15 protein-coding genes are annotated in these 15,639 nt (G+C 66.1%); 3 read left to right on the top strand and 12 right to left on the bottom strand.

The window, feature by feature from the left end:
- Positions 1-9: 9 nt before the first annotated feature.
- The 6 genes from dapB to ACLB6G_RS01145 form a co-directional block, all read right to left on the bottom strand.
- On the bottom strand, positions 10-828 hold the full coding sequence (gene dapB / locus ACLB6G_RS01170; protein ID WP_410354275.1) for a 4-hydroxy-tetrahydrodipicolinate reductase: 819 nt from the start codon (positions 826-828) through the stop codon (positions 10-12).
- Entirely contained in the window at positions 825-2,657 is a 1,833-nt protein-coding gene (locus ACLB6G_RS01165) for an ABC transporter ATP-binding protein (protein ID WP_410354274.1), read from the bottom strand. The genes dapB and ACLB6G_RS01165 overlap by 4 nt, the downstream gene beginning before the upstream one ends.
- A gap of 83 nt (positions 2,658-2,740) precedes the next feature.
- Positions 2,741-3,766 (bottom strand): penicillin-insensitive murein endopeptidase, encoded by a 1,026-nt coding sequence (mepA, locus tag ACLB6G_RS01160; RefSeq protein ID WP_410354273.1) that lies wholly within the window; start codon positions 3,764-3,766, stop codon positions 2,741-2,743.
- A gap of 137 nt (positions 3,767-3,903) precedes the next feature.
- Entirely contained in the window at positions 3,904-4,770 is an 867-nt protein-coding gene (locus ACLB6G_RS01155) for an SDR family oxidoreductase (RefSeq protein WP_410354272.1), read from the bottom strand.
- Entirely contained in the window at positions 4,770-5,918 is a 1,149-nt protein-coding gene (gene queG / locus ACLB6G_RS01150; protein ID WP_410354271.1) for a tRNA epoxyqueuosine(34) reductase QueG, read from the bottom strand. Before queG ends, ACLB6G_RS01155 begins: the two co-directional genes overlap by 1 nt.
- Complete coding sequence (locus tag ACLB6G_RS01145) at positions 5,918-6,610, bottom strand: glutathione S-transferase family protein (protein WP_410354270.1); 693 nt, start codon at positions 6,608-6,610, stop codon at positions 5,918-5,920. The genes queG and ACLB6G_RS01145 overlap by 1 nt, the downstream gene beginning before the upstream one ends.
- Positions 6,611-6,775: 165 nt before the next feature.
- Here ACLB6G_RS01145 and ACLB6G_RS01140 point away from each other — a divergent pair, with 165 nt between their 5' ends.
- Positions 6,776-7,582, top strand: a complete 807-nt coding sequence (locus ACLB6G_RS01140) for an undecaprenyl-diphosphate phosphatase (protein ID WP_410354268.1) — start codon at positions 6,776-6,778, stop codon at positions 7,580-7,582.
- A gap of 3 nt (positions 7,583-7,585) precedes the next feature.
- On the opposite strand, the gene ACLB6G_RS01135 is transcribed toward ACLB6G_RS01140, so the two are convergent.
- The 5 genes from ACLB6G_RS01135 to ACLB6G_RS01115 all read right to left on the bottom strand — a co-directional run bounded on the left by ACLB6G_RS01135 (position 7,586) and on the right by ACLB6G_RS01115 (position 11,034).
- Complete coding sequence (locus tag ACLB6G_RS01135) at positions 7,586-8,356, bottom strand: sulfite exporter TauE/SafE family protein (RefSeq protein ID WP_410354267.1); 771 nt, start codon at positions 8,354-8,356, stop codon at positions 7,586-7,588.
- A 3-nt stretch (positions 8,357-8,359) separates the two neighbouring features.
- A complete protein-coding gene (locus ACLB6G_RS01130) occupies positions 8,360-9,334 on the bottom strand; it encodes a complex I NDUFA9 subunit family protein (protein WP_410354266.1) in 975 nt (324 codons plus the stop codon).
- Positions 9,335-9,461: 127 nt separating this feature from the next.
- On the bottom strand, positions 9,462-10,148 hold the full coding sequence (locus ACLB6G_RS01125) for an aquaporin (protein ID WP_410354265.1): 687 nt from the start codon (positions 10,146-10,148) through the stop codon (positions 9,462-9,464).
- 4 nt (positions 10,149-10,152) lie between these two features.
- Positions 10,153-10,689 carry an arsenate reductase ArsC gene (locus ACLB6G_RS01120; protein ID WP_410354264.1) on the bottom strand — a complete coding sequence of 179 codons (537 nt, stop codon included), beginning with the start codon at positions 10,687-10,689 and terminating at the stop codon, positions 10,153-10,155.
- Between the two features lie 6 nt (positions 10,690-10,695).
- The gene (locus ACLB6G_RS01115; protein ID WP_410354263.1) at positions 10,696-11,034 is read right to left on the bottom strand and encodes an ArsR/SmtB family transcription factor; all 339 of its coding nucleotides are present in this window, start codon (positions 11,032-11,034) and stop codon (positions 10,696-10,698) included.
- A gap of 246 nt (positions 11,035-11,280) precedes the next feature.
- Between ACLB6G_RS01115 and ACLB6G_RS01110 the strand changes: the two genes are divergently transcribed.
- Both ACLB6G_RS01110 and ACLB6G_RS01105 read left to right on the top strand, forming a co-directional pair.
- On the top strand, positions 11,281-11,571 hold the full coding sequence (locus ACLB6G_RS01110) for a hypothetical protein (RefSeq protein WP_410354262.1): 291 nt from the start codon (positions 11,281-11,283) through the stop codon (positions 11,569-11,571).
- A gap of 218 nt (positions 11,572-11,789) precedes the next feature.
- Positions 11,790-13,766, top strand: coding sequence for a bifunctional 2',3'-cyclic-nucleotide 2'-phosphodiesterase/3'-nucleotidase (locus ACLB6G_RS01105; RefSeq protein WP_410354261.1), 1,977 nt, complete (start codon positions 11,790-11,792; stop codon positions 13,764-13,766).
- 86 nt (positions 13,767-13,852) lie between these two features.
- Here the strand turns inward: ACLB6G_RS01105 and rpsA are convergent, their stop codons facing one another.
- Positions 13,853-15,550 (bottom strand): 30S ribosomal protein S1, encoded by a 1,698-nt coding sequence (gene rpsA, locus ACLB6G_RS01100; RefSeq protein ID WP_410354260.1) that lies wholly within the window; start codon positions 15,548-15,550, stop codon positions 13,853-13,855.
- Between the last annotated feature and the right edge of the window lie 89 nt (positions 15,551-15,639).

Genomic DNA, 15,639 nt, shown 5'->3' with positions numbered 1-15,639 from the left:
TTTCTCCGCTCAGCCTTCCGAAAGGCCGAGCACGTCAAGCATGGAATAGAGGCCCGGCTTGCGCCCATGCGCCCACAGCGCGGCCTTCACCGCGCCGCGCGCGAAGATCGAGCGGTCCTCTGCGTGGTGCGAAAGCGTGATCCGCTCGCCGGGTCCGGCGAGGATCACCGAATGGTCGCCGACGACCGAGCCGCCGCGCAGCGTCGCAAAGCCGATCGTGCCCGCCTCGCGCGGGCCGGTGTGGCCGTCGCGCACGCGCACCGAATGGTCCGCCAGGGCGATGGCGCGGCCTTCCGCCGCCGCCTGCCCCAGCAGCAGGGCTGTGCCCGATGGCGCGTCGACCTTGTGGCGGTGATGCATTTCCAGCACCTCGATGTCGAAGTCGGCGGCCTCCAGCGCTTGTGCCGCCTGACGCACCAGCACGGCGAGCAGGTTGACGCCGAGGCTCATGTTGCCGGACTTGACGATGGTGGCGTGGCGCGCCGCCGCGGCGATTTTCGCTTCCTCATCGGGCCCGCAGCCGGTCGTGCCGATGACGTGCGCGATGCGGGCCTGCGCCGCATAGCCGGCAAGCTCCGCCGACACCGCCGGTGCGGTGAAGTCCAGCACGCCGTCGGCCTGCGCCATGGCGGCCAGCGGATCGGTTGTGATGGAAACGCCGGCATGGCCGGTGCCGGCCAGTTCGCCCGCATCCTTGCCGGAGTGTGGTGAATCGGCGCGTTCGATGGCGGCATGGAGAACGGCGCCTGGCGTGTCCGCGATGGCGCGGATCAGCGCCTGCCCCATGCGCCCGCCGGCGCCCGCGACAACCAGTTTCATGTCCTTCATCGCTTGTCTCCCCCGGTCCGGTCCGGTTGTTCGCCGGAAAAATCGAGATCCACCGGCTTTGCCATCTGTGCGTCGTGGAACCGCTTGTACAGCCCGTCGGCCAGCTGGACCAGTTCCTCGTGCCTTCCTTCCTCGACGACCCGGCCCTGGTCCATGACCACGATCCGGTCGGCATTGACCACGGTGGAGAGCCGGTGCGCGATGACGATGGTGGTGCGCCCCTTCATCACCTCCTCCAGCGCCATTTGCACCTTCTTTTCCGATTCGTTGTCGAGCGCCGAGGTCGCTTCGTCAAGCAGCAGGATCGGCGCGTCGCGCACGATGGCCCGCGCGATGGAGAGCCGCTGGCGCTGCCCGCCCGAAAGCGTCGAGCCGCTTTCCCCGACCGGCGTGTCATAGCCCTGCGGCTGGGCGAGGATGAAATCCTCCGCATGGGCCGCGCGGGCTGCCGCCTCGATCTCGCCGTCCGTGGCGTCGGCCCGCCCGTAGCGGATATTGTCGCGGATGGAGCCCTCGAACAGGTAGGGCTGCTGCGAGACATAGGCGACCGCCCGGCGCAGCGAGGCCTTGGTGACGCCGGCAATGTCCTGGCCGTCGATGGTCACCCGGCCTTCCTCGGGATCCCAGAACCGTTGCACCAGCGCGATGAGCGTCGTCTTGCCAGCGCCGGAACTGCCGACGATGGCCGTCGTGCGGCCGGCTTCCGCGACAAGGCTGACGCCGCGGATCACCGGAATGTCCGGCCCATAGCCGAAGGTCACGTTCTCGAAGCGGATCTCGCCCTTGCCGACAGAAAGCGGCACCGCGTCCGGGCGGTCCGGCTGGTGCGGTTCCAGGTCGATGATCTCGTAGATCATGCGCGCATTGACCAGCGCGCGCTCCAGCCCCACCTGCACCCGCGCCAGGCGGCGCGCCGGATCGTAGGCCAGCATCATGGCCGTCACGAAGGCCACCATCGAGCCGGGAAGCTCGCCGGTCTCAAGCGTCCGGAAACCGGTATAGGCAATGGCCAGCGATACCAGGATGCCGGCCAGCACCTCGGCCACCGGCGAGACGCGCTCGGAAACCTCGGCAATGCGGTTGGAGCGGTGTTCCGACTGGCGGATGAGTTCCGACAGCTTGGCGCGCAACTGCTCTTCCATCGTGAATGCCTTGACGATGGAAATGCCCTGCACGGCCTCCTGCATGGCGCCCAGAAGCCGCGAATTGATCTCCACCGATTGCCGCGTCACGCGGCGCAGCTTCTTCATCAGGTAGTTGACGCCGAGTCCCAGCGGCGGGCCGATCACGAAGATGGCCAAGGATAGCACCGGATCCTGGTAGAACATGACGGCGACGAGGCCGACGAGCGTCATCGCGTCGCGGGCCAGCGATGTCAGCGTGATCGTCATGAGATCGCGCACGCCGGTCGTGTTCTGGTTGATCTGGGCGACAAGCTGGCCGGACCGCTGGCTGGAGAAGAACCCCATGCCAAGCGACATCAGCTTGTCGAAGATGCGGTCCTGGTAGCGCGCGATGATGTTGTTGCCCACCCGCGCCAGCAGCACCGCGGCGGCATAGGAGGCAAGGCCGCGGATCAGGAAGGCGGTGAAGATCGAGGCGGAAAGAAGCAGGATCAGGTCCTTGCGGTCCTGGTAGAAGATCTTGTCCACCACGTCGCGGATGATCCAGGCAAGGTAGGCCGTGGCACCCGCCACCATGACGAGGCAGATGATGGCCGTCACATAGGATCCCAGATAGGCGCGGCCGTTCTCGCCCAGCACCCGGCGGATGACCGCGACGACGTCATCGGCGTTCAGCCGCTTGTGCGGTGTATCCCTTGTTGCCATGCCTGCCGTGCGACCCCTTCAAGCTGCCGGCCTTGCGCCGGCGCGCCTTCATAGCCGCAAGCGGCCGCCAAGACCAGTCCCGCTCAGCGTCCCGGGCGGGGCGAGGGCACCGGGATGGCGGGCCCGGCGGGAAGCGGCGCGAAGGACCGGGCAAGGGGCGGCAGGCCGCTGCTGGCGCCGGCCATGGCCACGCTGCCCGTCCCGGTCACCGTGACGGCGGCCTCCGACACCGGCGAGGGTGCGTTCAGCACCGCGCGGCAGGCCGCCGGCAGGCTCGCCATGGTCATGACGTCGCGCGCCTTGGGCTTCTGCTTCGCGCCGGGCTTGGCCGGCCGCCACGGTTCGTCGGTGAACCACCATGCCAGGGACTTGTCGCATCCCTCCGAACGGGGCGGCGCGGCCTGTCCCTTGCAACCCGGCGATCCGGCCGGGCAGCCGATGCGGATGTGGAAGTGGTAATGGTGTCCCCAGAAGGGCCGGACCTTGGACAGCCATGCGCGGTTGCCGGTCACCGTGTCGCACAGCTTCTTCTTGATGCCGGGATGGACGAGTATGCGCTCGACTTCCGGATAGCTGGCGGCACGCCGCAGGATGGCCTCATGCGCACGTGTCCACTTCCTGTCGTCGACAAGGAGCGAATCGCCCTTGAGCATGGAAACCGCGCTGATGGTCTCGCGCTCCTGTTTCGACAGGCGCCGGTCGGGCATGGGCGTGAACCAGATGTCCGCGTCGAGCCCGATCTGGTGCGAGGCATGGCCGGACAGCATGGGCCCGCCGCGCGGCTGCGAAATGTCGCCGACCATCAGGCCGTTCCAGCCGTCCGCGTGGCCCTCGCGCGACAGCTTTTCCAAGAGCGCGATCATGTCCGGATGGCCCCAGCGCCGGTTGCGCGACAGGCGCATCGCCTGCCAGTGGGGGCCGTCGGCGGCAATCGCGACACCGCCCGAGAAGCAGCCCTTGGAATAGAAGCCATGGGCGGCGGGCGCCGTCGCGGCCGGAAGCGCCTTGTTGCCGAAAAGGTTTTTCGCCAGCGGCTCGGCGCCGGCCGGCGCGGCAAGCATGGCGGCCAGGGCAAGGCTGGCGGCAAGAGTGCAAAGCGTCCTGATCATGGCTCGGTATCCTGTGCCGGTGCGGCATCCACGCCAGCCTCGGACGGCGTTGGTTAACGCTTCCTTGACGCGCGCGCGAATGTGATCGCGACGGTATCATGATTTGCCTGCCTGCCGAAGGCCGGCGGCAAGGCACGTTATCCGCGCCAGCTTCCGTCCGCCCACATCGCATCCAGCGCGGCGCGGTAATCGGGATAGGCAGGCTCGAAACCCATCGCCGTGAGCTTTCCGTTGGAAACCCGCTTGTTCTCGCCATAGAAGGACCGCGCCATGGGAGACAGGTCCGCCGTCTCGAAATCCTGTTCCGGCGGCGGTTCCACGCCCATCAGCGCGCAGGCATGAGTGATCACGTCCTGCGGCGGCGCCGGTTCGTTGTCGGTCACGTTGAAGATGCCGCCGGCCCTGTTGCGGGCCAGGAAAAGCGCAGCCCGCCCGATATCGTCCACATGCACGCGGTTGAACACCTGTCCGGGCTTGATCAGGCGGCGCGCCTTGCCTTCGGCAACCGTGACAAGCGCGTTCCGTCCCGGCCCGTAGATCCCCGGCAGGCGCATGATCGAGACGGGGATGCCGGTCCGCTCGCCGAAGGCCAGCCATTGCTCCTCCGCCTTCAGCCGCCTGACGGACCGGTCCGCTGCCGGCCGGCACTTCGCCGTCTCGTCGATCCAGGCGCCGCCGTGATCGCCGTAGACGCCGACCGTGGACAGGTAGCCGACCCATGAAAGGGCCGGCATGTGCTCTTCGAAGAGTTTGCCGGCAGCGGCGAGCGCCGGGCAGCCGTCCCGGTCTGGCGGGATCGTGACGGCCATGTGCGTCATGTATTCCAGCGGCAGCATGGCCACGTCGGCCGCGCCGGTGAAGACATAGGGCTCGATATGCGCGGCTTCGAGATCGGAGAAATTGTCTTCCGAGCGTGTGGTGCCGACGATCCAGCGGGCGCCGTCGGCAAAGGCACGGGCAATCGCCTTGCCGGAATAGCCGGCGCCAAACAGGAAAAGCCGCATCAGTCTTCACCCTCCATGGCGAGCGCCCATTCCGCCCGCACGTCTTCATCCATGTCCCCGGCAAGCCTTCCCGCCGTTGCGCGAAGCCGCTCCCGGCTGCCAAGCCGCGCCAAGGCCCAGACAGCCATGGCCCGCACCTGCGGCGCCGCGTCGTAAAGCAGCGGAACCACCGCCCCGACCAGCGCCGGCTCGCCGCTGTTTCCGGCTGCGATCAGGACATTGCGCAGGAACCGGTCGCGTCCGATCCGCTTGACCGGCGATCCGGAGAACATGGCCCGGAAGGCGCTATCGTCAAGCGCAAGGAGGTCCGCAAGGCGCGGCGCGGTCAGGTCGTCGCGTGCCTTCAGCTTTGCCTCGCGGGCGGACTGCGCGAACTTGTTCCACGGGCACACTGCCAGGCAGTCGTCGCAGCCATAGATGCGGTTGCCCATGGCCGGGCGCAACGCATGCGGGATGGTCCCCTTGTGCTCGATCGTGAGATAGGAAATGCAGCGCCGCGCGTCGAGCTGGTAGGGTGCGGGAAAGGCGTCCGTCGGGCAGATGTCGAGGCAGGCGCGGCAGGAGCCGCAATGGTCGCGCTCCGGCGCGTCATGCTCCAGTTCGGCGGTCGTGAAGATGGAGCCGAGGAAGAGCCAGGAGCCAAAGGCGCGGCTGACCAGATTGGTGTGTTTCCCCTGCCAGCCGAGCCCGGCGGCCTCGGCCAGCGGCTTTTCCATCACCGGCGCGGTGTCGACGAACACCTTGACGTCCGATCCGGCGCGCGCCGCCAGCTTGCCGGCAATGGTCTTCAGCCGCCCCTTGATGATGTCGTGGTAATCCCGGTTCTGGGCATAAACGGAGATCGCGGCGCGATCGCCTTGCGATAGCACGGCCATCGGATCGTGCGCCGGGCCGTAATTCATCGCCAGCATGACGACGGAGCGCACCTCCGGCCACAGGGCGCCGGGCGCGCCGCGCCGTTCAGCCGTTTCTGCCATCCATGCCATCGAGCCGTGGCGTCCTGCCGCCAGGAATTCCGCCAGGCGCCCGGCGGCCTGCGGAATGCTGTCCGGCGATGTCACCGCGACCGCGTCGAACCCGGCGGCAACCGCCTCGCGGCGCAGGAAGGCGGTCAGCCGGGCAGCGGCGTCACGCGGGGCATGCGGCATCAGAAATCCGGATCCGGGTAATGCGAGACCGGCGGCAGGCCCTGCACGCGCTCGGTCAGCAGCGGCCGGAAGGCGGGACGCGACTTCAGCCGCGCGTACCAGTCGCGGGCCGCCGGATAGTCGTTCCATTCGATCTCGCCGAGATAGTCGAGAATGGAAATGGCCGCGCCGGCGGCCATGTCGGCATAGGTGATGGAAGGCCCCGCCAGCCAGTTGCGGTTGGCGGCCAGCCAGTTGGTGTATTTCATGTGCTGGCGCACATTGGCGCGCGCCGCGCGCAGCGCCGCCGCTTCCGGGGAACCGCCACCCATGGAGGCCGGCATCATCGGCTTGAACACTCGTTCGCGCACCATGTGGCGCGTCACTTCGGTCTCGCATTTGACGAGGTACCATTCGCACAGGCGCCGGATCTCGGCACGCTCGAACGGGTCGTCGGCGAAAAGCCGCTTGCCGCGCATCAGCGCGCCGCGCGTCTCGTCGAGATATTCGGCGATCACCATGGCGCCGGGGATGGGCGCGTCATGCTCGGCGAGCAGCAAGGGCAGCGTGCCGGCCGGGTTGATCTGCAGGAATTCCTTGCGCCGGACCCAGGGTTTTTCCTCGATCAGCGAAATCTCCTCGCCATACTCGCCCAGGATCAGGCGCACATGGCGGCAACCGGCAATCATCGTGTGGTGAAACAGGGTCAGCATGGGGGCTCCGGTCGGTTCTGGTCTTGCGATCCGTGAAGCGCTAAACCTCCCTGCGCCCGTCGATTCGCGATACGATCTGTGAACCGTTTCCGGGTATAGGGGCTGCATGGGCGGCTGACAAGCGAACCCGCCTTGCGCCGACCTGACCGTACGGAGACCGCCACCATGGCCGAACAGTCCATCGCCGATGCCCTCGCACTCGGCCTGCTGGAGGGGTTGACCGAGTTCATTCCGGTCTCCTCGACCGGCCATATCCTGCTGGCCGGCCATTTCCTAGGCTTCGAATCCACCGGCAAGGCCTTCGAGGTGCTCATCCAGCTTGGTGCGATCCTGGCCATCCTCACGGTCTACTTCACCCGCCTCTGGCGCATCCTCGTTGACCTGCCGCGTGACCGCACCACGCAGCGCTTCGTCGCCGGCATCCTTGTCGCCTTCCTGCCGGCCGCCGTGATCGGCGCGCTTGCACATGACTTCATCAAGACCGTGCTGTTCGAATCGCCAATGCTGATCTGCACGACGCTGATCATCGGCGGGGTCATCCTGCTGTGGGTCGACCGCTGGGCGCTCACGCCGAAGTATCGCGACATCATGGACTATCCCATGCATGTCTATCTCGGCATCGGCCTGTTCCAGTGCCTGGCCATGATTCCCGGCACGTCGCGGTCCGGCTCCACCATCGTCGGCGCGCTGCTGCTCGGCACGGACAAGCGCTCCGCGGCGGAGTTTTCCTTCTTCCTGGCCATGCCGACCATGGTCGGCGCCTTCGCCTACGATCTCTACAAGAACCGTGACATCCTGACCGCCGCCGACCTGCCCATCATCACGGTCGGCTTCGTCTCCGCCTTCTTCGTTGCCGTCATCGTCGTGCGCTACCTGCTCGACTATGTCTCGAAGCATGGATACGCGCTGTTCGGCTGGTGGCGCCTGATCGTCGGCGGCATCGGCATGGCTGCGCTCATGATCTGGGGCTGAGGTTCAGCCCGCCCAGGCCATCGCGCCGCGCCGGATCATGTCGATGGCAAGCAGGGTGAGCAGGATGCGGAAGCCCTTGCGGAAGGCGTCTTCCGGCATCCTGTCGAGCAGCGCGGTTCCCCACAGCGTCCCGGCATAGCCGGTGGCGATCATGGCCGCGACGAGCGGCACCCATTGCGCGAAGGCGAAACCGAGCGCGCCGAACACCGCGATCTTGAGTGCATGCAGCACGCTCATCAGCAGGGCATGGGTGGCCACCAGCGCCTTGCGGTCGGAGGGAAGGATTTTCGACAGGAACGCGGCCATCATCGGCCCCGTGGCACCGACAAGCATGGTGACGAAGCCCAGCACGCCGCCGCCGGCCGCCAGACCCGCGGCTGAAAGCCGGTCGAAGCCCGGGATCTTCGCCCAGGTCACCACGATGATGAAAAGCCCCAGCATCAGCTTCATCGCCGCGTCGGGAATTTCCGTCACGAAATAGCCGCCGGCCAGCGAACCGGCGATCGCGCCGGCCAGGAAGGGGAGCAGGATGGCGGTGTTGACATGCGCCCGCTGCCGCCATGCCCGGCCCGTGTTGGAGCCGAGTTGCACCGCGCCATGCACCGGGATGAGGGCTGCGACCGGGATCATCACGCCCATCAGCGCCAGCATGAACAACCCGCCGCCGACGCCGAAGGCGGCCGTCAGCGCCGAGGTGAAGAAGCTGGCGGCGACAAGCAGGAGCGCCGCGCCGCCGGAAAGCGTGTCGGGCAGGAAGGCGGCGAACGCGTCCAACCGTTATGCCGCGCCCTTGCGGGTGAACTGGCCGGCCGGCCGGTAGCGCCACAGGTAGCCCGGAAGAATCGCCTCGGCGGAACGCGGCGTGATGCCGAAGGCCGCGATGGTGCGCCCTTCCGCCTTCGCCGCCTCAGAGACGACATTGTCGGTTTTCAGCATTTCCACCTGGTCAGCCGTCAGCATCGGGTTAGGCAGCATGCCCAGGATCTTGCCCTGAAGGCGCGCGACGGCCCAGGGAACGGAGACAAGGGCACGCTTGCGATCGATGGCCGACAGCATCTCCTCGAGGCACTCGCGGAACGTCATCACTTCCGGTCCGCCGATCTCGTAGATCCGTCCGCCCGCGGCCTTGCCTTCCACGGTCTGCGCGATGACTTCAGCGAGGTCGCCGACGAAGACCGGCTGGAACTTCGTCGTGCCGCCGCCGATGAGCGGCAGGACCGGCGAGAACCGCGCCATTTCCGCGAAACGGTTGAAGAAGTCGTCCTCGGGTCCGAACACGATGGAGGGCCGGATGACGATTGCATCGGGCAGCGTCTCGAACACGGCCTTTTCGCCGGCAGCCTTGGTGCGCGCATAGTCGGCGGGCGAATTCCCGTCCGCGCCGATGGCCGAGACATGCGTCAGGCTGGCGCCGATGGCACGCGCGGCCTCGGCCACGGCGCGGGCGCCGAAGGCCTGGACCGACTGGAAGGTCTGCTTGCCGCCCTCGTGGAGGATGCCGACCAGGTTGATGACGTGGTCGGAACCTTGGATGACCCGGTCGATGGAGGCGCGGTTGCGCAGGTTGGCCTGAACGGCCTGGATCTGTCCGACATTGCCCAGCGGCTGCAGGTGGCCGGCGAGATTGGGCCGGCGGCAGGCCACGCGGATGCGGTAGCCGCGCTTGGCCAGCGCGCGCACCGTGTGACGGCCGACAAAGCCGGAGCCGCCGAAGATGGTAACGAGTTTCGGTGTGGAAGTGATCTGGGTCATGACCTGTCCGTCTGGCTCGAAACGCGGGCGGGCGCGGCCGGGCCGGCCACGTCCATTGACCGCTGTTTAGCCCTTTTTGACCGGCACGCAAAGCCGCAATTCGGCCAACTTGCTGCAATGCGGCAGGTCAGGCAGGCCGCACCGGTTCCCGGTTCCGCCCGCCTGCGAACAGCCAGCCGGAAAACGCGGCGGCTGCCAGGGCGCCGGCGATTTCCATGAGGATGAACATGGGCATGTCGGCGGGCCTGATGCCTGCGAACGTGTCGGAAAAGGCACGCGCAACCGCCACGGCGGGGTTGGCAAAGGACGTTGATGCAGTGAACCAGTAGGCCGCGGTGATGTAGAGGCCGACAAGGGCCGGCACCGCCTCCGGCCTGAATCGTATGCCCGCGAAGATCGTGAAGACGAGGCCGAAGGTGGCAACGATTTCGGCGATCCACTGGCCGCCGCCGGTGCGCGCCGTTTGCGAGAACTGCACGATGTCGAGTTCGAACATGGCATGGGCGAGAAGCGATCCTGCAATGCCCCCGGCGATCTGCGCCAGCACATAGGGTGCCAGTTCGCCGAAAGGCAGGCTGCGCCGGATCGCGAAGGCCACGCTGACGGCGGGGTTGAAATGGGCGCCGGAGACCGGGCCCAGCGTGGTTATGAGAACGAACAGGATCGCCCCGGTCGGGATCGTGTTGCCGAGCAGCGAAACCGCGACATCGTCCGACAGCCGGTCCGCCATGATGCCCGAACCGACCACGGTGGCGACCAGCAGTCCGGTACCGAGTGCCTCGGCCACGAGGCGTCGTTTCAGGTCGAATGTCACGCGATCAGCCCTCCGCGTCCTGCGCCTGCGCCATGGCGGTCGCGCCGTCCATGGCGCCGATCCTTGCCAGGGCGGCTGAAAGGGCGTCTGCGCTCATCTCTTCCACCGGCAGGGCGGCGAGAGCGGCCACGCGGGCTTCCAGCAGGTCGTAGGCCTGGCGGAACGCGGCCAGTCGCGCTTCCTCCGTCTCGCCCTTGCCGGCCGGATCGGGAATGCCCCAATGCGCCTTGACCGGCGCGCCGGGCCACAAGGGGCAGGATTCGCCGGCTGCCGAATCGCAGACGGTAATCACGATGTCCATTTGCGGCGCGTCGGCTCCGGCGAATTCGTCCCAGCTTTTGGAGCGGAAGCCGGAAATGTCGTGGCCGAGGCTTTCCAGCAGTTTCAGGCCCGTCGGGTTGGGGATGCCGCGTGGCTGCGATCCGGCCGAGAAGGCCCGGAAGCGGCCCTGTCCGAGCCGCTGGATCAGCGCTTCGCCAAGGATCGAGCGCGCGGAATTTGCGGTGCACAGGATGAGGATGTTGATCGGCCTGGATTTCAAGGGGGGTCACTCCGGACAGCCGCAGGTCACGGCGTCGATGACGGGCGCGCAAAGTTCCGGCGCCCCGTTGCAGCAATCTTCCATCAGGAAGGCGAGAAGGTCGCGCATGCCGGTGAAGTCGGCATGGTAGAGGATCGTCCGCCCGTGCCGCTCGGCCCGCACGAGCCCGGCCTGCGCCAGGATCTTCAGGTTCGCCGACAGCGTGTTGGGCAGCGCGTCGAGACGCCGCGCGATGTCGCCGGCCGCCACGCCGGTCCCGCCGGCCTGGACCAGCAGGCGGAACACATCGAGGCGCATGTCCTGCGACAGGGCCGAAAGCGCGGAAAGGGCAGCCGTCTTGTCCATTGATTCCAAATTTCCAGAATTATCGAAATATAATCACGAACGCATCCTGCTGGCAAGTAGCAATCCCCGGCAAGGGCCGCGTTTACGTGATTTTCCGTGCCTGGTTCACATCCGGACGTCAAACAATTCGTGACCGACTGTTTACCCGCATTCACGAAACAACACGCCGGTTGCGCCCGTTTCCAACACGACCGGCGCAGAGAAGCCGGCAACGAATTCGATCAATGTCAACAAGGGAGTACAGACATGAAACGGATGATTCTGGCAGCTTTCGCCGCTAGCGCCGCGCTTTCCACCGCCGCCTTCGCCGAGGAGCCGCCGCAGCTTTATGGTAACTACTCGGCCGCCGTGCAGGACGAATACAACAAGGGTCCCGCCGAAAGGAATGTCTACCGCGGTGGATATGCCGATCCGATGCTGCTCGACACCATGCCGACAGCTTCGATCCCGGACAATTCCACGATGGCCGGAGAAGCGGGCGAGGAGCCGAACCTCGATTACGGTCCCGCCATCGAGGAACGCGATATCAACAGGTAACCGGGTCGTGCAGACCCCACCCTCGAAAAGGCCGGGAAATCCCGGCCTTTTCCGTGTCCGCCGTCGAGCCTGATGCCGGCGCAGGCATTTGCTCCCCCGTCATCGCCCTGTCGCAACGCCCTGCTGGACTTCGCGCCGATTCAACCGCACACTTCTGCGCCGGCGAAAGAGGGTGGGGCGTCTGGCCGGAAGACGTTGCAAACCTGGGAGTTCCTCGCATGCTCGGATCAGCACACAGATTGACAAGACGTTCGTTCATGGCCGGCGCCGCGGCGTCCTCGGCGCTCATCGCACTGCATCCCTTCGCCGCGCGCGCATCGGCCGGCCAGGCGCATCTGCGTATCATGGAGACGACCGACATCCACGTGGCGGTCATGCCCTATGACTACTACGCCGACAAACCCAATGACACGATGGGCCTGGCCCGTACCGCGCGAGTCATCGGTGACTTCCGCAAGGAGGCCGGCAATTCCCTTCTCGTCGACAATGGCGACTACCTTCAGGGCAACCCGATGGGCGACTGGATCGCCTATGAACGGGGCATGAAGGAAGGCGACATGCACCCCGTGATCCAGGCGATGAACGTGCTGGGATATGACTGCGGAACGCTTGGCAACCACGAATTCAACTATGGCCTGTCCTTCATGGACAAGGTCAATGCCGGTGCCGGTTACCCGCTGGTCTGCGCCAATCTCGTGCGCGGCACCACGCTGGCGGCCAATCCGCGCGATGACGATCTCTACATGTCGCCCTACGTGATCCTGGACAGGACGGTCGTCGACGGCGCGGGCCAGGAGCACGCCATCCGCGTCGGCTTCATCGGCTTTGTCCCGCCGCAGATCATGGTCTGGGATTCCCGCCATCTCAGCGGCAACGTGATGACCCGCGATATTGTCGAGGCCGCCGCCGCCTGGGTTCCGCAGATGAAGGAGGAGGGCGCGGATATCGTCGTCGCCCTTTCCCATTCCGGCATCGACGCGAAACGGGTGGACGGCATGGAAAACGCCTCGCTCTTCCTGGGGGAGGTGGAAGGCATCGATGCCATTTTCACCGGTCACCAGCATCTGGTCTTCCCGGGCAAGGCGTTCGAGGGCCTGGAGGGCGTGGACGCCGCCAGGGGACGCCTGTTCGGCAAGCCGGCGGTACAGGCCGGTTTCTGGGGCTCGCACATGGGCCTGATCGACCTCCTTGTCGAGCGTGACGGCAACACCTGGAAGGTGGTGGACTCCATGGTCGAGACGCGCCCGATCTATGAGCGCGTGGAGCGCAAGGTCAATCCGCTCGTCGAAAGCAGCGCCGAGGTCGAGGCCTCGGTGAAGGCCGAGCACGAGGCGACCCTTGCCTATGTGCGCACACCGGTCGGCGAGACCTCCGCGCCGCTCTATTCCTATTTCGCGCTCGTGGCCGATGATCCCTCGGTGCAGATCGTCTCCCGTGCCCAGACCTGGTATGTGAAGGACCTGCTCAAGGATGGCGAACACAAGGACCTGCCGGTCCTCTCGGCCGCAGCACCCTTCAAGGCGGGCGGGCGCGGCGGCCCGGATTATTACACGGACGTGCCGGCCGGTGCCATTGCCATCAGGAACGTCGCCGATCTCTACCTCTATCCCAACACGGTGCGCGCCGTGCTCGTCGATGGCGCGACGGTGAAGGAATGGCTGGAAATGTCGGCCGGCATCTTCAACCGGGTCGAGCCGGGCAAGGCCGACCAGCCGCTGATCAACCCGGATTTCCCGTCCTACAATTTCGACGTGATCGACGGCGTCACCTATCGCATCGACCTGACCCAGCCGGCGAAGTACACGTCCAAGGGCGAGGTCGCCAATCCGGGCGCCAGCCGCATCACAGACCTGATGTTCGAGGGCAAGCCGGTCGACCCGGCGGCCAAATTCGTTGTCGCGACCAACAATTACCGCGCCGGTGGCGGCGGCAATTTCCCCGGTGTCAACGAGGATGTCGTGATCCTCGTCGCACCTGACACCAACCGCGACGTGATCGTGCGCTACATCGTCGACCAGGGAACCATCAACCCGTCCGCCGATGCCAACTGGACCTTCGCGCCAGTGGAGGGCGCCACCGTGATCTTCGATACCGGACCGAAGGGCCGCCAGTATGCCGGTGACGTGAAGGGCGTGGCCATCGAGGAGGCCGGCGACGGCGAAAACGGCTTCGCGCGTTTCCGCATCAGGCTCTGACAGCCCTTCCCATGGACGAAAAAAAGGCCCGGCGGATCGTCTCCGCCGGGCCTTTTCATGTCGTGCCGCCGTGAAGGCGATGCGGCTTATTCGCCCTGCTTCTTCAGCGCGGCGCCCAGGATGTCGCCCAGCGAAGCGCCGGAGTCCGACGAACCGTACTGCGCCACGGCTTCCTTCTCCTCGGCGATTTCCAGCGCCTTGATGGAGACCTGGATGCGGCGCGTCTTCTTGTCGAACTGGGTGACGCGTGCGTCCACCTTCTGGCCGGCCTGGAAGCGCTCGGGGCGCTGCTCGTCGCGGTCGCGCGACAGGTCGGAGCGGCGGATGAAGGCGTCGATGTCGTGGTCGACGAGGCGAACCTCGATGCCGCCGTCCTTCACGTCGGTCACTTCGCAGGTGACGATCGCGTTCTTGCGCAGTTCGCCCGAAGCCGCAGCCTCGCCGATAGCGTCACGCGAAAGCTGCTTGATGCCGAGCGAGATGCGCTCCTTCTCGATGTCCACGTCGAGGACCTGGGCCTGGACGACCATGCCCTTTTCGAATTCCTCGATGACCTGCTCGCCCGGACGGTTCCAGTCGAGGTCCGACAGGTGGACCATGCCGTCCACATCGCCGTCGAGGCCGATGAACAGGCCGAACTCGGTCTTGTTCTTCACCTCGCCCTCGACCATGGAGCCGACCGGATGGTTGCGGGCAAAGGCTTCCCACGGATTTTCCAGCGTCTGCTTGAGGCCGAGCGAAATGCGGCGCTTGACCGGATCGACTTCCAGGATGACGACGTCGACTTCCTGCGTGGTCGAGAGGATCTTGCCCGGATGGACGTTCTTCTTCGTCCAGGACATTTCCGACACGTGGATCAGGCCCTCGATGCCCGGCTCCAGCTCCACGAAGGCGCCGTAGTCGGTGATGTTGGTGACCGTGCCGGTGACCTTCTTGCCAAGCGGATAGCGGCCGCCGATGCCGTCCCACGGATCGGCTTCGAGCTGCTTCATGCCCAGCGAGATGCGGTGGGTTTCCTGGTTGATGCGGATGATCTGCACCTTGACCGTCTGGCCGATGTTGAGGATCTCGGTCGGATGGTTGACGCGGCGCCATGCCATGTCGGTGACGTGCAGCAGGCCGTCGATGCCGCCGAGGTCGACGAACGCACCGTAATCGGTGATGTTCTTGACCACGCCCTCGACCACCTGGCCCTCTTCGAGGTTCTGGACGATCTCGGAGCGCTGCTCGGCGCGGCTCTCTTCAAGCACGGTGCGGCGCGAGACGACGATGTTGCCGCGGCGCTTGTCCATCTTGAGGATTTCGAACGGCTGCGGGTTGTGCATCAGCGGCGTGACGTCGCGGATCGGGCGGATGTCCACCTGGCTGCGCGGCAGGAAGGCCACGGCGCCGTCGAGGTCGACCGTGAAGCCGCCCTTGACCTGGTTGAAGATCACGCCTTCGACCTTCTCGCCATTGTTGAACTTCTCTTCCAGCTTGACCCACGCCTCTTCGCGGCGGGCCTTTTCGCGGCTGAGCATGGCTTCGCCCAGCGCGTTTTCCACGCGCTCGACATAGACCTCGACCTCGTCGCCCACCTTGAGCGCGCCGTCCTTGGCCTTGGCGCCGAATTCCTTGAGCGCCACGCGGCCTTCGACCTTCAGGCCGACGTCGATGATGGCCATGTCCTTTTCGATGGCCGTGATCTTGCCCTTGACGACGGAGCCTTCCGCGAGCGGGCTGTCGTGCAGGGATTCATCGAGCAATGCCGCGAAATCGTCGCGCGACGGATTCATATCTGACATGTTTTCTCCTGGGAGCCCGCAAGACAAAAGTTTTTCGGAAAGCGGGCTGCATGCGCCGGGGGGTTGCGTTGCGTTTGCCTGCATCGAGC

This window comes from Zhengella sedimenti (assembly GCF_046506625.1).
GTDB classification, from domain to species: Bacteria; Pseudomonadota; Alphaproteobacteria; order Rhizobiales; family Rhizobiaceae; genus Zhengella; species Zhengella sedimenti.
Note: the sequence above shows the minus strand (reverse complement) of the source record. Positions and strands in the feature narration are given on the sequence as shown.

What these genes read in the sequence shown, in the direction of transcription:
- dapB (WP_410354275.1), bottom strand. Translation starts at nt 828, where the DNA reads ATGAAGGACATGAAACTGGTTGTCGCGGGCGCCGGCGGGCGCATGGGG.
- ACLB6G_RS01165 (WP_410354274.1), bottom strand. Translation starts at nt 2,657, where the DNA reads ATGGCAACAAGGGATACACCGCACAAGCGGCTGAACGCCGATGACGTC.
- mepA (WP_410354273.1), bottom strand. Translation starts at nt 3,766, where the DNA reads ATGATCAGGACGCTTTGCACTCTTGCCGCCAGCCTTGCCCTGGCCGCC.
- ACLB6G_RS01155 (WP_410354272.1), bottom strand. Translation starts at nt 4,770, where the DNA reads ATGCGGCTTTTCCTGTTTGGCGCCGGCTATTCCGGCAAGGCGATTGCC.
- queG (WP_410354271.1), bottom strand. Translation starts at nt 5,918, where the DNA reads ATGCCGCATGCCCCGCGTGACGCCGCTGCCCGGCTGACCGCCTTCCTG.
- ACLB6G_RS01145 (WP_410354270.1), bottom strand. Translation starts at nt 6,610, where the DNA reads ATGCTGACCCTGTTTCACCACACGATGATTGCCGGTTGCCGCCATGTG.
- ACLB6G_RS01140 (WP_410354268.1), top strand. Translation starts at nt 6,776, where the DNA reads ATGGCCGAACAGTCCATCGCCGATGCCCTCGCACTCGGCCTGCTGGAG.
- ACLB6G_RS01130 (WP_410354266.1), bottom strand. Translation starts at nt 9,334, where the DNA reads ATGACCCAGATCACTTCCACACCGAAACTCGTTACCATCTTCGGCGGC.
- ACLB6G_RS01115 (WP_410354263.1), bottom strand. Translation starts at nt 11,034, where the DNA reads ATGGACAAGACGGCTGCCCTTTCCGCGCTTTCGGCCCTGTCGCAGGAC.
- ACLB6G_RS01110 (WP_410354262.1), top strand. Translation starts at nt 11,281, where the DNA reads ATGAAACGGATGATTCTGGCAGCTTTCGCCGCTAGCGCCGCGCTTTCC.
- ACLB6G_RS01105 (WP_410354261.1), top strand. Translation starts at nt 11,790, where the DNA reads ATGCTCGGATCAGCACACAGATTGACAAGACGTTCGTTCATGGCCGGC.
- rpsA (WP_410354260.1), bottom strand. Translation starts at nt 15,550, where the DNA reads ATGTCAGATATGAATCCGTCGCGCGACGATTTCGCGGCATTGCTCGAT.